Below are 13,542 nucleotides of genomic sequence, written 5' to 3' on the forward strand. Positions count from 1 at the left end.
GCTCGTGCAGGCACAGCACTTGGCTCATTACTCGCGGAAATAAAGGAAAGAGACGGGAGGTGTAAAGCATGGCAAGAACAGTAAGCATCGGGTGCCAGGATTTTGAGACTCTTCAAAGAGAAGGATACTTTTACATCGACAAGACTTTATTTATAAAAGAATGGTGGGAAGGCGGCGACAGCGTAACACTTATAACCCGTCCCAGACGGTTTGGGAAAACCTTGAATATGAGCATGACAGAGCAGTTCTTTTCTGTGGAATATGCAGGAAGGGGAGATCTTTTTGAGAAGCTCGCCGTCTGGAAAGAAGAAAAGTACCGGAAGCTTCAAGGCACTTATCCGGTAATCAGTCTTTCCCTTGCCAGTATTAAAGATACCAGCTACGAAACCGCACGCAGAAAAATCTGCCATATATTAACAAGCTTATATTCCAAGCATCGATTTTTGCTGGAAGAGGAAGTATTGGATGAGAAAGAAAAAGACTTTTTTGCTTCTGTATCTATAGATATGGATGATGTGACAGCTACATTAGCGCTTCACGAATTGTCCGGCTATCTTTCACGCTATTATGGGAAAAAGGTAATTATTCTTCTGGACGAATACGATACACCTATGCAGGAAGCATATGTAAATGGCTATTGGGCGGAACTGGTATCCTTTACCAGAAGTATGTTTAACGCAGCCTTTAAAACAAATCCATATCTGGAACGGGCCATAATGACAGGAATCACACGAGTAAGCCGGGAATCCGTCTTTTCTGATTTGAATAATATGAAGGTGGTTACTACCACATCCGACGCATATGCAGACTGTTTTGGATTTACAGAGGAAGAAGTATTTCAGGCCTTAGATGAATTTGAAATGGCAGACAGAAGGCAGGAAGTAAAAAAATGGTATGATGGCTTTACATTTGGCAGTAAAACAGATATGTACAATCCCTGGTCGATTCTGAACTATCTGGATGCAGGAAAGCTCGGGATATACTGGGCCAATTCCAGTTCAAACAGTCTGGCAGGAAAACTAATTCGTGAAGCAAGCCCGGATATTAAACAGGAGTTTGAAGAGCTGCTTTTGGGACAATCCATTGTCACCCCCATAGACGAACAGACCGTATACGGCGAACTAGACGGAAACGAAGAAGGAATCTGGAGCCTGCTGTTAGCCAGCGGATACCTAAAAGTGCTTCACTATGAAGAAGACTGGGATTCCATAGACGCCCCGAATTATGAATTAACACTTACAAACCGTGAAGTAAAGCGGATGTTCTGCACTATGGTAAGAGGATGGTTTCAAAAGAGCAGAAGGGAATACAACGGATTTATCAAAGCCCTGCTGGAAGACGACTTAAAAACCATGAATTATTACATGAACAAAGTAGCCCTTGCCACCTTCAGCACTTTCGACACCGGAAACAAGCCCTCCGAAGCTGCCGAGCCAGAGCGTTTCTACCACGGCTTTATACTGGGACTGCTGGTAGAGCTGTCCGATACAGTAAAAGCAGCCTTACAACAGATAGAAAAGAAAAAATACGAAACCCTCCTTACAGAAAAAGGAATTCCCAAAAAAAGAATACGAAAATACGGCTTTGCCTTCTCCAAAAAACAAGTACTAATCGGAAAAGAATAACAAATAACAATACAAAAACCAGGTGATATCAGAACCCAGGGCGCCAGCCTTTTCCAATATCAAGTGTCCGGCTGTTCGCATACACGCTGTCTGATATGAGCGTACATTATCTCAAAACACCGCCAAAGCCAAACCCTGCAGAAATAATGTACGTTCAGAGCAGACAGCGTGTATGAGAACCGTCCGAACACAGATATGGAAAAGGCTGGCGCCCTGGGTTCTGATATCACCGTCCCCCCCCTCACAACCTCACAAACTCCGCTTTCCGTCCCTCAAACAAAGCAAAATACCGAAACCCACAGCCACGCAGAACCTCCCGGGCCTCATCCATAAAACTTCCAACATATTCCGCCATATGAGCATCTGACCCCATAGTCACAATTTCCCCGCCAAGCTCCCGATACCGCCGCAAAACCTCCCCGCAAGGATTCGGGCAGCCCAGCCCAGCCTTATAGCCTCCCGTATTCACCTCAATCCCTTTCCCATGACAAATGAGAAACCTCAAAATCTCATCCATCAGATCCCCATAATCCCCATAAAAAAACCGCTTTGGCTCCAAAGGCGCATACCGCACAATATAATCCAGATGTCCATAAACATCAAAATCATCAAAAGCCTTCATATTCTCCAGCGTAATCTCCAAAAAACGGCGTATCCCATCCTCCAGCGTATACCCTTCCCAGAAAGAAGCATAATAAGGATCCTTCCCATCAATCAGATGGGTAGAACCAATCACAAAATCAAAGGGATACTGCGCGGTATAAGAGCGGTAAAGCTCCCCAAGGTGCGGCTGCAGCCCAAGCTCCACCCCGAACCCAAGCCCCATCCGCCCCTCATAAGCAGAGCGAAGTTCCGAGATCCGTTTTTGATAAGCCTCCGTATCCAGTTCAAAGCACACATCCTCATAGGGGTAATCCGCATCATAATGATCCGTAAAGCAAATGGCGGAAAGCCCCCGTTGAAGCGCAGTCCCGGCAATCACCTCCGGCGCAGTGTCACTGTCGCCGGAAAAAGAAGAATGTAAATGAAAATCTGCCTTTATCATATTTATTTTCCCCTTGTTTTTATTGTGTTTTCTTTTTGGCAGGCAGAGCCTTCTGCAATACCTGGGAAAAGTTCAGATTTATTTCCAATGCGGCATTGAGCCAGGCTGGTGTTCCTTTCCGATGCCATAATAATATCACAATTATACGCTTAAAATCAATGTGTGTAGTTGAGGGGGAATCTTTCCGTATGGGAATTCCGGAATTGGAGAGGATGTCCTAGTTTTTGGGGGAGTAGTGCAAAGAAGGGGAATTGAGACATTTGGTCAGGAGAAGAACTAGAGGAGCGTGCAAGATAGAAAAGCCTATAGGAAGATTAAAAAGTAAAAATGTTTGGCTTGATAATGCTCAAGTGGTTCGATATACTAAGATAATAGGGCTAATAGGCACAAAATTGAAAACATTGAGAGCAATTAAAAAGTCATTGATTTACGAAGTAGTTACAGGTTGAATTGCGAGGTGTTTTATGAATGAATCCATAAAAACGAATAATACTGATATTATGAGTATCTATCAAAAATCAGAAAATATATTGTCAGATATACAAAACATCATAGAGGCTTCCCAACGGCAAGCCTACCATGCAGTGGACACAATCTTGTCACAAAGAAACTGGCTGATTGGATACCGAATATCTGAAGAAGAAATGGATGGTTCAGATCGCGCTGAGTACGGCGCTAAAATAATTAAAAAATTATCCAAAGAGCTGACTATACAGTATGGAAAAGGTTATGACCGAAGCAATCTTTATCACTGTCTGCGCTTTTATAAAGAGTTTCCCCAGATTATCGACACAGTGTGTCGACAATCTCATATACGTCTGACCTGGTCTCATTATCGAGCACTGCTGCAGGTAACAGATTCTGCTGCGCGCAGTTGGTATGAGAAAGAGGCGTATGAGCAGACATGGAGCGTGCGCACTTTACAGCGAAATATCAATACACAATATTACTATCGTATATTGCAGTCCCAACATAAAGAGCTGGTTGAACGGGAGATGCTGGAAAAGACGTCCGGTTTCCAGAATGATAAGCTGGAATTTGTCAAAAATCCTGTGATAGCAGAATTCCTTGGATTATCGTCCAATACAGACTTTACGGAAACCGATTTGGAGACCAGCATTATTTCTAATATTCAGAAATTTTTAATGGAAATGGGAAAAGGGTATGCTTTTGTAGCCCGTCAGCAGCATATCAAGACAGAGAAAGAGGACTATTTTATTGACCTTGTATTTTACAATTACATTTTGAAGTGTTTTATCCTGATTGACTTGAAAACAGGTAAAATTACGCATCAGGATGTAGGACAGATGGACATGTATATCCGCATGTACGATGAATTGAAGAAAGGTACAGATGATAATCCGACATTGGGTATTGTGCTCTGTACAGAAACTGATGAAGATATCGCAAGGTATTCGGTTCTTCACGGTAATGAGCAGTTATTTGCTTCAAAATATAAATTGTATTTACCAACAGAAGAAGAACTGCGAAAAGAAATTGAAATACAAAAAACTATGTTTTATTTACAGCAGAAAGAAAAGCAAAGCGAGCAGAGGCACAGTGAAGAAACATAATTGAAAAACTATCGTACGGAAAGAAACAGCGCTGTTGTATATTCATTTGAACCGGAAATGGGCATGGCGGCGGAAGATGTATCGTATGGAAAGAAGTAAAATTTCTTTACGAAGCGCAGAATTTGAAAAAGCAGCGGATAAAATTTTAATTAGGTCTTGAAATTTTGTCCTGGATTCGGTACAATGAATACCAGATTGTGGGCTTTTCCCAAAAAGAGGGTCCGCAGGAAAAAAATAAATAAAATTTATTTTTAGGAGGAATTGAAAAATGGCAGTAAAAGTAGCAATCAATGGTTTCGGACGTATCGGAAGACTTGCATTCAGACAGATGTTTGGTGCAGAAGGCTACGAAGTAGTTGCAATTAACGATTTAACAAGCCCCAAGATGCTTGCACACTTATTGAAATATGATTCTTCACAGGGTAAGTATGCTCTGGCAGACACCGTATCCGCAACAGAGGATTCCATCGTTGTTGACGGAAAAGAGATTAAGATTTACGCAAAGGCTAACGCAGCAGAGCTTCCCTGGGGAGAGCTGGATGTAGACGTAGTTCTGGAGTGTACAGGCTTCTACACCTCCAAGGACAAGGCTTCTGCACACATCACCGCAGGCGCTAAGAAGGTTGTTATCTCCGCTCCGGCTGGAAACGACCTGCCCACCATCGTTTACAATGTAAACCATGAGACACTGAAGAAAGAGGATACTGTAATTTCTGCAGCTTCCTGTACAACAAACTGCCTGGCTCCTATGGCAAAGGCTCTTAACGAGCTGGCTCCCATCGAGTCCGGAATTATGTGCACCATCCATGCTTACACAGGCGATCAGATGCCTCTGGACGGACCCCAGAGAAAGGGCGACCTGAGAAGAAGCCGTGCAGCAGCTATCAACATCGTTCCCAACAGCACAGGCGCAGCAAAGGCAATCGGCCTGGTTATTCCGGAGCTGAACGGCAAGCTCATCGGCGCTGCACAGCGTGTACCGACCCCCACAGGTTCCACCACTCTGCTGTTCGCAGTTGTGAACAAGAGCGTAACCAAGGAAGAGATCAACGCAGCTATGAAGGCAGCAGCTACCGAGTCCTACGGCTACACCGAGGATGAGATCGTATCCAGCGATATCGTTGGCATGAGATTCGGTTCTCTGTTCGATGCAACTCAGACCATGGTTTCTCCGCTTCCCGATGGAAAGACCCAGGTAGAGGTTGTTTCCTGGTATGACAATGAGAACTCCTACGTTTCTCAGATGGTTCGTACAATCAAGTACTTCGCTGAGCTTGCATAATAGCAATGAGCCGTGCAGAAGCTGGCAGACACTCCTATAGGGCAAAGCCCCAAGCGTGATGGAGCAAAGCAGAATCGAAGGGCACGGCGGACTGCAGCATATGGAATTAAGACCTTAAAGGGTCCGGTCTTTGGACCGGATCCTTTTTTTCCTTACTCAATTAAAAAGAAAACAGGAGGCAGATAACATGGGATTAAATAAAAAATCAGTAAATGATATCAATGCAAAGGGAAAACGTGTCCTGGTAAGATGTGACTTCAACGTTCCCTTAAAGGACGGCAAGATCACAGACGACACACGTATCAAGGCAGCCCTTCCCACCATACAGAAATTAATCGACGACGGCGGAAAGGTAATTCTCTGCTCCCACCTTGGAAAAGTAAAGAACGGCCCCAACGAGGGCGAATCCTTAGCGCCTGTTGCAGAGCGTCTCTCTGAGAAGCTTGGCAAGAGCGTAAACTTCGTATCCGACTATAACGTAACAGGCGAGGCCGCAACAGCAGCCGTAGCAGCCATGAACGAGGGAGACGTGGTACTCCTTCAGAATACACGCTTCCGCGGCAAAGAGGAGACCAAGAACGGCGAGGACTTCTCCAAAGAGCTTGCTGATCTCTGCGACGTATACGTGTGCGACGCATTCGGTTCCTCCCACAGAGCACATGCTTCCGTTGCAGGCGTGACAGAGGTTGTACGTGCAAAGGGCGGCGAGTGTGCCGTTGGCTATCTGATGCAGAAGGAGATTGATTTCCTTGGAAATGCAGTGGAGAATCCCGTAAGACCCTTCGTAGCCATCTTAGGCGGCGCAAAGGTAGCAGACAAGCTGAATGTAATCGCAAACCTTCTTGAGAAGTGCGACACCTTAATCATCGGCGGCGGAATGGCATACACCTTCTTAAAGGCACAGGGCTGCGAGATCGGAACCTCTCTTGTGGATGACGAGAAGCTTGACTACTGCAAGGAGATGATTGCAAAGGCTGAGAAACTTGGCAAGAAGCTGCTCCTTCCGGTGGATACCACCATTGCTGCCGAGTTCCCGAATCCCATTGACGCAGAGATTGAGGTTTCCGTTGTGGATTCCAATGCAATTCCGGCTGACAAGATGGGCCTGGATATCGGAACCAAGACTGCGGAGCTCTATGCAGAGGCAGTGAAGTCTGCTAAGACTGTTGTATGGAACGGCCCCATGGGCGTATTCGAGAATCCCATCCTGGCAAAGGGAACCATCGCAGTAGCCAAATCCCTGGCTGAGACAGATGCAACCACCATCATCGGCGGCGGCGATTCCGCAGCAGCTGTGAACCAGCTGGGCTTTGCTGATAAGATGAGCCACATTTCCACAGGCGGCGGCGCTTCTCTGGAATTCCTGGAGGGCAAAGAGCTTCCGGGCGTGGCGGCAGCGGACGACATGCGATAGCTATGAGCAGTGCCGGGACAGCCCGACAACCGGGGAAATCTATGATTTACCCGGTTGTCGGGCACTGCGGAGTAAATCATATAAAGAAAAAGGAGAATAAAACAATGGCAAGAAAGAAAATCATCGCCGGCAACTGGAAGATGAACATGACCCCCAGCGAGGCAGTAGAACTGGTAAATACCTTAAAACCCCTGGTAGCAAATGACGAAGTAGACGTCGTATTCTGCGTACCGGCCATCGACATTATCCCGGTAATGGAAGCTGCAAAGGGCTCCAACATCCAGGTTGGCGCCGAGAATATGTACTTTGAGGAGAAAGGCGCTTACACAGGCGAGATTTCTCCGGCAATGCTCACAGACGTAGGCGTAAAGTATGTCATCCTTGGACACTCCGAGAGAAGAGAGTACTTCGGCGAGACCAACGAGGACATCAACAAGAAGATGCACAAGGCTTTTGAGCACGGCATCACTCCCATTATGTGCTGCGGCGAGACTCTGACCCAGAGAGAGCAGGGCGTAACCATGGATTTCATCCGCCAGCAGGTAAAGGTAGGCTTCTTAGGGATCACCGCAGAGCAGGCTAAGACAGCCGTGATCGCATACGAGCCCATCTGGGCCATCGGAACCGGCAAGACTGCAACTACCGAGCAGGCGCAGGAGGTATGTGCCGATATCCGTAAGTGCATCGCCGAGATCTACGACGAGGCAACCGCAGAGGCTATCCGCATCCAGTACGGCGGCTCTGTAAATGCAGGCACTGCAGCAGATTTGTTCGCACAGGCAGACATCGACGGCGGCCTGGTAGGCGGCGCAGCTCTCAAGCCCGATTTCGGAAAGATTGTAAACTACAAATAAGGAATAGAAAATAGGGGGCTGCGGCAGCAGCCCCTTTCAATTTGTGCCTGAAGTCAAATGTTCGCGGAAATAAACATGCAGGCACCTTCGCTTGAGACATTAGGAGGCAAAATATGAATCAAGAGAGAATAAAACGTATCACAGCCAATATGAAGCAGGAAGGCCTGACCCAGATTATCGTGTCCTCTACTGCATCCGTCTATTATTTAACGGGACTCTGGATCGAACCCCATGAGCGGATGATAGCCCTCTACCTGGACGACACAGGAAAGGCAGAGCTGTTCGGAAATGAGATCTTCGGAATCGCTCCCTGTAAGGGACTGCCGCTCTACACCCACAAGGACGGGGAAAATCCTGTGGAGGAGCTGGCAAAGCACGTAAAAGCAGGCTCAATAGGGATTGACAAATTCTGGTCCAGCAAATTTCTCATCGGGCTGATGGAGCTGCGACCGGACGTGAAGCCGGTTCACGGTTCTGCGCCCGTAGACAGAGCCAGAATGTTAAAGGACGCACAAGAGATCGAAGCTCTTCGCCGAAGCTCTGCTTTCAATGACGAGGTCGTGGAGCTTATGATTGCCCAGGTGAAGGAGGGGGCGGTGGAAAATCAGCTTGCCGCCCAGGTGAACCGCCTCTATCTGGAGCGCGGCGCAGACTGTGAGGGCACCCAGCTGGTGTGCTTCGGGCCCAATGGAGCCGATCCCCATCACAACGGTGACGGCACGGTGCTGAAGCCGGGAGACAGCGTGATTTTTGATATTTTTATCCCCTTTGACCGGTATTGGTGCGATATGACGAGAACTGTTTTTTATAAGGAAGCAAGTGAGGAACAGCGTAAGGTCTATGAACTGGTGAAAAAGGCCAATCTGACAGCCATCGAAAAGATCAAACCCGGCGTATTCCTGTCGGAAATTGATAAGGCAGCCCGGGATATCATCACCGAGGGCGGCTGCGGCCCTTATTTCACCCACCGCCTGGGCCACGGGGCCGGACTAGAGTGCCATGAGCCCCCGGATGTGGGAAGCGCCTCAAAGTTCCCTCTGGAGCCAGGGATGGTCTTTTCCGTAGAGCCGGGCATCTACCTCCCTGGAAAATTCGGCGTTCGCATCGAGGATCTGGTACTGGTGACAGAAACGGGATGTGAAGTCTTAAACAAAGCATCTAAGGACTTAAGGATAGTAGAGTAGAGTAATAAAGAACCGGCGGATTTCGTTCCATAAGGTGCAGAAATCTTGTAAAACAGTTAAAAAATCAATGCTCCAACAGCCCTTTTGCGCCAAAAAGTTTTCCACAAACAGATCTGATTCGTAATTGACAACACGGAAAGACAGGGGTTATAATAATAAAAGTTGTGTCCTTTGTACGTATAGGAAGGACAGATGAACGCCTTATGTGGAAAAATGGAGTGAGAAGAGATGGTTCGATATTTTGCAAAGCGGCTGGGAATGATGCTTGTGGCACTTTTTATGATTATGCTGCTGACATTCAGTATTATGCACGCAGTGCCGGGAGGCCCCTTTACCAGCGACCGGAATATGAGTGAGGAAGTGGAGGCTGCGCTGAATGCCAAGTACCATCTGGACAGGCCGCTGCCGGAGCAGTTTTTTGAATACGTGACCGGAATATTAAGAGGCGATCTGGGCCCCTCCTACAAGTACCCCGGAAAGGACGTCAACGACTTTGTAGAGAACGGTTTCCCCGTGTCCGCCCGGCTGGGCTTCATTACCATTGTATTCGTGCTTTTGGCTGCTATCCCTATGGGGATTCTGGCGGCTGTGAAGAATGGAAAATGGCAGGATATGGTGCTGATGGCCGTGGCCACCATCGGCGTGACCATCCCCTCCTTTGTCATTGCTTCGGTTCTGATATACGTATTTTCCTTTAAGCTGAATGTGCTTCCCACCTATGGTCTGGATACCTGGAAGGGCTATATTCTCCCGGTTGTGGCTCTTGGGGGATATTCCATCAGCTATATGGCCCGGCTGATGCGTTCCAGCTTGTTGGAGGTTATGGGCCAGGACTACATACGGACGGCCCGTGCAAAGGGACTGTCGGAGATTAAGGTTGTTTTAAAACACGGAATGCGGAACGCGCTGATCCCTGTGGTCACCGTTCTCGGCCCCACCATTGCAGGCCTGCTGACCGGCAGCTTTGTCATTGAGAAAATATTTGCGATTCCCGGTCTTGGGGGATATTTTGTAACCAGCGTATCCCAGAGAGATTACACCACCATCATGGGCGTAACCATTTTTTACGCAAGCTTTTTGATGGCAATGATCTTACTGGTAGATATGTTCTACTGCCTCATTGACCCCAGGATTAAGTATGAGTAAGGACGGGAAGAAGAATGGATAATAAATGGGAAATGCTCGGTTCCTCCAATGAGGACCGGGAAAAGATATGGAGTAAAAACAGAACCTTTGCCGGAGACGTGTGGTTTCGCTTCCGGCATAAGCCCACGGCCATCGGCGGGCTGATTATGATTGTGATCTTGATGCTCTTTGCCCTTTTGGGGCCGATGTTTACGGATTACAGCTATTCCACGCAGAATCTGGAGGTAGTCAACATTCCGCCCCGGATGAAGGTCTACGAGACGCCGGACGGATCCGGTTATCTCTATGTGACCCAGGCCCTCAAAGTGGTGCAGGTAAGCAAGGACGGCACCATGGGAAATCAGTTGAAAAAGATCCGGGAGGAAGCGGATTCCTCCATGACGATTTTTGACTGCAATGGCACGGAGGTAGCGCTCTATTACGGTGCGAAGCCTTATGTGATCGCAGATCCCCAGACGCGTGTTATTTACCCTTCTGCCCATGTCTGGAATAAGTCCTATGTACTGGGAACAGACAGCCTGGGCAGGGATATTCTTACCCGTCTGATGTACGGCACAAGGGTGTCCCTTATGGTGGCATTTGTGGCGGCGGCCGTGAATATGATCATCGGCATTCTCTTCGGCGGAGTTTCCGGTTATGCAGGTGGTATGGTAGATACGGTTATGATGCGTATTGTAGACATTATCAGCACCATACCGCTGACCTTGTATGTGATTCTGATTATGGTGTATCTGGAATCTGGACTGCAGAGTATTATCATTGCTCTGGGCACCGTGTACTGGGTGGATATGGCCCGCGTAGTCCGGGGACAGGTTTTAAGCCTTAAGCAGCAGGAGTTTGTGATGGCGGCCAAAACCATCGGTTCCTCCACCAAGACGATTTTACTGCAGCATCTGATTCCCAATGCCATGGGCTCTATCCTGGTGACAGTGACCATGCTGATTCCTTCCGCAATTTTTATGGAAGCGTTTTTAAGCTATCTGGGCATCGGCCTGAAGCCTCCTCTTGCCAGTCTGGGAACCATGTGCAACGATGCGGCGGAGAATCTTCGCTCCTGTCCCCATCAGATGTTCATCCCGGCCCTTGTTATCTGTCTCATTATGTTCGCCTTCAACTTCGTAGGCGACGGCCTGCGGGATGCCCTGGATCCCAAGCTGAAAAAATAGTGAAAGGACTGGAAATAGTAAGCCCATACCAGTGTACTGGGAGAGAGCTTACGGAACTGGAAACAGTAAGCTCTCTCACAGTGCACAAATCGATTTACAGACGCATGTTTTTGCGGCTGGAAATTGATTTCATACCAGGTGTACTGGGAGAGAGCTTACGGAACTGGAATAGGAGAATACGATGGAATCAATTTTAAATATAGAGAATCTAAAAGTATCCTTTATGACGAGCAACGGCGAAGTCCAGGCAGTGCGGGGCGTGGGCTTTTCCGTGGGAAAGGGCGAGATCCTGGGTATCGTAGGCGAGTCCGGCAGCGGTAAGAGCGTGACCTCCATGTCCATTCTGCATTTGCTTGCAGACACGGCCCGGATCAAGGAAGGCTCCTCCATCCGCTTTGACGGAGAGGAGTTCATAGGAGCCCCCAAAAAACGGATGCGCGAGATCCGGGGTGAAAAGATCTCCATGATTTTCCAGGACCCCATGTCCTCTCTGAACCCCTTGATTCCTGTTGGAAAACAGGTGGCGGAGATGCTTTTAGAGCACCATTCGGATCTTTCCAGGGAGGAAGCGAAAAAGGCTGTTCTGGAGCTTTTTGAAAAGGTACGGATTCCGGAGCCCCAGAAGCGGTATAAATGTTATCCCCACGAGTTTTCGGGCGGTATGCGCCAGAGGGTTATGATAGCCATGGCTCTGGCTAATAAGCCAAAGCTGCTGATAGCAGACGAGCCTACCACGGCTCTTGACGTGACCATCCAGGATCAGATTCTTCGCCAGCTCCGGGAGCTTGAGAAGGAATACGGGGCAAGCATCATTTTCATTACCCATGATCTGGGTGTGGTGGCGGAGCTCTGTGACCGGGTAATTGTTATGTACGGCGGCCTTGTTATGGAGGAAGCTTCCATTGACGATATTTTTGAGCGCCCAAGCCATCCGTACACTATGGGACTTTTGAATTCCATCCCTGACATGGAGCAGGATAAGGCTGTGCGTTTAAAGCCCATTCCCGGTTCGCCTCCCGATATGACGAATCCCCCGGCCGGATGTCCCTTTGCACCGCGCTGCCCCTATGCCAGAAAGATTTGCGGGGCGGAGCTTCCGGAATTTACTCAGGTGGGAGAGGGACACCATTCCCGGTGCTTCCTGTTGTACCCGGATGCGCCGGCGGATGATAACAATCCCTTTCGCAGTGAGGTGTAGGCTATGAGTGAGCAGAATATTTTAGAGGTAAAAGACCTTACAAAGCATTTTAAAGCAGGGAAAAAGCAGCTTGTCCACGCAGTGGACGGCATCAGCTTTACGCTTGAGAGGGGCAAGACCCTGGGGCTGGTCGGCGAGTCCGGCTGCGGCAAATCAAGCTGTGCAAGAACCATTATCCGCATGTACGATCCCACTGCCGGGCAGATTATCCTGGACGGCACGGATATTACGAATATGAAGCAGAAGGAGTTAAAGCCTTACCGGAAGAAAATGCAGATGATCTTCCAGGATCCTTACGCTTCCTTAAATGCCAGAATGACCGTGCGCGACATCATTGCCGAGCCCCTTCTGGCCCACAATCTGGTGAAAAGCAAGGAGGAGGCCAACGCTCTCGTCTATCCCATGCTGGAGCGCGTGGGGCTGACCAAGGAGCATGCCAACCGTTACGCCCATGAATTTTCCGGCGGACAGCGTCAGAGAGTGGGGATTGCCAGAGCCTTGATTCTGGAGCCCCAGCTGGTGATCTGCGACGAGCCTATTTCCGCCCTGGACGTGTCTATCCAGGCACAGGTGATTAATCTTCTGAAGGATTTTCAGGAAGAGAAGGGCTTGTCTTACCTCTTTATTGCACATGACCTGTCTATGGTGCGTTATGTCTCCGATGACGTGGGCGTGATGTACTTAGGACAGCTGGTGGAGATGAGCGAGGCGGACGAGATTTACAAAAATCCGCTGCATCCCTATACCAAGGGACTTTTGGGCAGTGTTCCCATTGCGAATCCGAAGCTGGCAAGACAGAAGGAGAAGAGCAGTATTGAGGGGGATATTCCAAGCCCCATCAATCCCCCGTCCGGCTGCCGTTTCCATACGCGGTGTCCCTATGCTGCGCCGGAATGCTCCCAGGTGAAGCCGGAGCTTGTGGATGTGGGCGGAGGGCATAAGGTAGCCTGTCATCTCCATAAAGCATAAAATCTTTGCACCGAGAATCGGTTTCCCGGCGCGCAGCATAACGGCGCGTCTGAAACATAGAGACAGCCCTGCTGTGCGGCTGTCA

General features: G+C 48.5%; 11 protein-coding genes. 10 read left to right on the forward strand and 1 reads right to left on the reverse strand.

Annotated elements, in window-relative coordinates; all coding sequences use genetic code 11:
• Positions 1-68: 68 nt before the first annotated feature.
• Positions 69-1,625: an AAA family ATPase gene (locus tag VV089_RS03040; protein ID WP_334334896.1), complete on the forward strand. Its 1,557-nt coding sequence runs from the start codon at positions 69-71 to the stop codon at positions 1,623-1,625.
• A gap of 241 nt (positions 1,626-1,866) precedes the next feature.
• On the opposite strand, the gene VV089_RS03045 is transcribed toward VV089_RS03040, so the two are convergent.
• Complete coding sequence (locus tag VV089_RS03045; RefSeq protein ID WP_334334897.1) at positions 1,867-2,670, reverse strand: histidinol-phosphatase HisJ family protein; 804 nt, start codon at positions 2,668-2,670, stop codon at positions 1,867-1,869.
• 464 nt (positions 2,671-3,134) lie between these two features.
• Here VV089_RS03045 and VV089_RS03050 point away from each other — a divergent pair, with 464 nt between their 5' ends.
• The 9 genes from VV089_RS03050 to VV089_RS03090 all read left to right on the forward strand — a co-directional run bounded on the left by VV089_RS03050 (position 3,135) and on the right by VV089_RS03090 (position 13,457).
• Positions 3,135-4,244, forward strand: a complete 1,110-nt coding sequence (locus VV089_RS03050; RefSeq protein WP_172543227.1) for a PDDEXK nuclease domain-containing protein — start codon at positions 3,135-3,137, stop codon at positions 4,242-4,244.
• Between the two features lie 268 nt (positions 4,245-4,512).
• On the forward strand, positions 4,513-5,526 hold the full coding sequence (gap, locus tag VV089_RS03055; RefSeq protein WP_172543228.1) for a type I glyceraldehyde-3-phosphate dehydrogenase: 1,014 nt from the start codon (positions 4,513-4,515) through the stop codon (positions 5,524-5,526).
• 187 nt (positions 5,527-5,713) lie between these two features.
• Complete coding sequence (locus tag VV089_RS03060; protein WP_334334898.1) at positions 5,714-6,940, forward strand: phosphoglycerate kinase; 1,227 nt, start codon at positions 5,714-5,716, stop codon at positions 6,938-6,940.
• A gap of 104 nt (positions 6,941-7,044) precedes the next feature.
• Positions 7,045-7,794 (forward strand): triose-phosphate isomerase, encoded by a 750-nt coding sequence (gene tpiA / locus VV089_RS03065; protein WP_334334899.1) that lies wholly within the window; start codon positions 7,045-7,047, stop codon positions 7,792-7,794.
• A 113-nt stretch (positions 7,795-7,907) separates the two neighbouring features.
• On the forward strand, positions 7,908-8,978 hold the full coding sequence (locus VV089_RS03070; protein ID WP_334334900.1) for a M24 family metallopeptidase: 1,071 nt from the start codon (positions 7,908-7,910) through the stop codon (positions 8,976-8,978).
• A 228-nt stretch (positions 8,979-9,206) separates the two neighbouring features.
• Positions 9,207-10,124 (forward strand): ABC transporter permease, encoded by a 918-nt coding sequence (locus tag VV089_RS03075; RefSeq protein WP_334334901.1) that lies wholly within the window; start codon positions 9,207-9,209, stop codon positions 10,122-10,124.
• Positions 10,125-10,138: 14 nt separating this feature from the next.
• Positions 10,139-11,290, forward strand: coding sequence for an ABC transporter permease (locus VV089_RS03080; RefSeq protein WP_334334902.1), 1,152 nt, complete (start codon positions 10,139-10,141; stop codon positions 11,288-11,290).
• A gap of 181 nt (positions 11,291-11,471) precedes the next feature.
• Positions 11,472-12,488 (forward strand): ABC transporter ATP-binding protein, encoded by a 1,017-nt coding sequence (locus tag VV089_RS03085; RefSeq protein WP_334334903.1) that lies wholly within the window; start codon positions 11,472-11,474, stop codon positions 12,486-12,488.
• 3 nt (positions 12,489-12,491) lie between these two features.
• Positions 12,492-13,457, forward strand: a complete 966-nt coding sequence (locus tag VV089_RS03090) for an ABC transporter ATP-binding protein (protein ID WP_172541546.1) — start codon at positions 12,492-12,494, stop codon at positions 13,455-13,457.
• The last annotated feature ends 85 nt before the right edge of the window (positions 13,458-13,542 follow it).

This window comes from Candidatus Merdisoma sp. JLR.KK011 (assembly GCF_036941125.1).
In the GTDB taxonomy this organism is placed as follows: Bacteria; Bacillota; Clostridia; order Lachnospirales; family Lachnospiraceae; genus Laedolimicola.

Coding starts and splice junctions, on each gene's coding strand:
- gap (WP_172543228.1), top strand. CDS start 4,513: ATGGCAGTAAAAGTAGCAATCAATGGTTTCGGACGTATCGGAAGACTT.
- VV089_RS03085 (WP_334334903.1), top strand. CDS start 11,472: ATGGAATCAATTTTAAATATAGAGAATCTAAAAGTATCCTTTATGACG.
- VV089_RS03045 (WP_334334897.1), bottom strand. CDS start 2,670: ATGATAAAGGCAGATTTTCATTTACATTCTTCTTTTTCCGGCGACAGT.
- VV089_RS03075 (WP_334334901.1), top strand. CDS start 9,207: ATGGTTCGATATTTTGCAAAGCGGCTGGGAATGATGCTTGTGGCACTT.
- VV089_RS03090 (WP_172541546.1), top strand. CDS start 12,492: ATGAGTGAGCAGAATATTTTAGAGGTAAAAGACCTTACAAAGCATTTT.
- VV089_RS03060 (WP_334334898.1), top strand. CDS start 5,714: ATGGGATTAAATAAAAAATCAGTAAATGATATCAATGCAAAGGGAAAA.
- tpiA (WP_334334899.1), top strand. CDS start 7,045: ATGGCAAGAAAGAAAATCATCGCCGGCAACTGGAAGATGAACATGACC.
- VV089_RS03070 (WP_334334900.1), top strand. CDS start 7,908: ATGAATCAAGAGAGAATAAAACGTATCACAGCCAATATGAAGCAGGAA.
- VV089_RS03050 (WP_172543227.1), top strand. CDS start 3,135: ATGAATGAATCCATAAAAACGAATAATACTGATATTATGAGTATCTAT.
- VV089_RS03040 (WP_334334896.1), top strand. CDS start 69: ATGGCAAGAACAGTAAGCATCGGGTGCCAGGATTTTGAGACTCTTCAA.
- VV089_RS03080 (WP_334334902.1), top strand. CDS start 10,139: ATGGATAATAAATGGGAAATGCTCGGTTCCTCCAATGAGGACCGGGAA.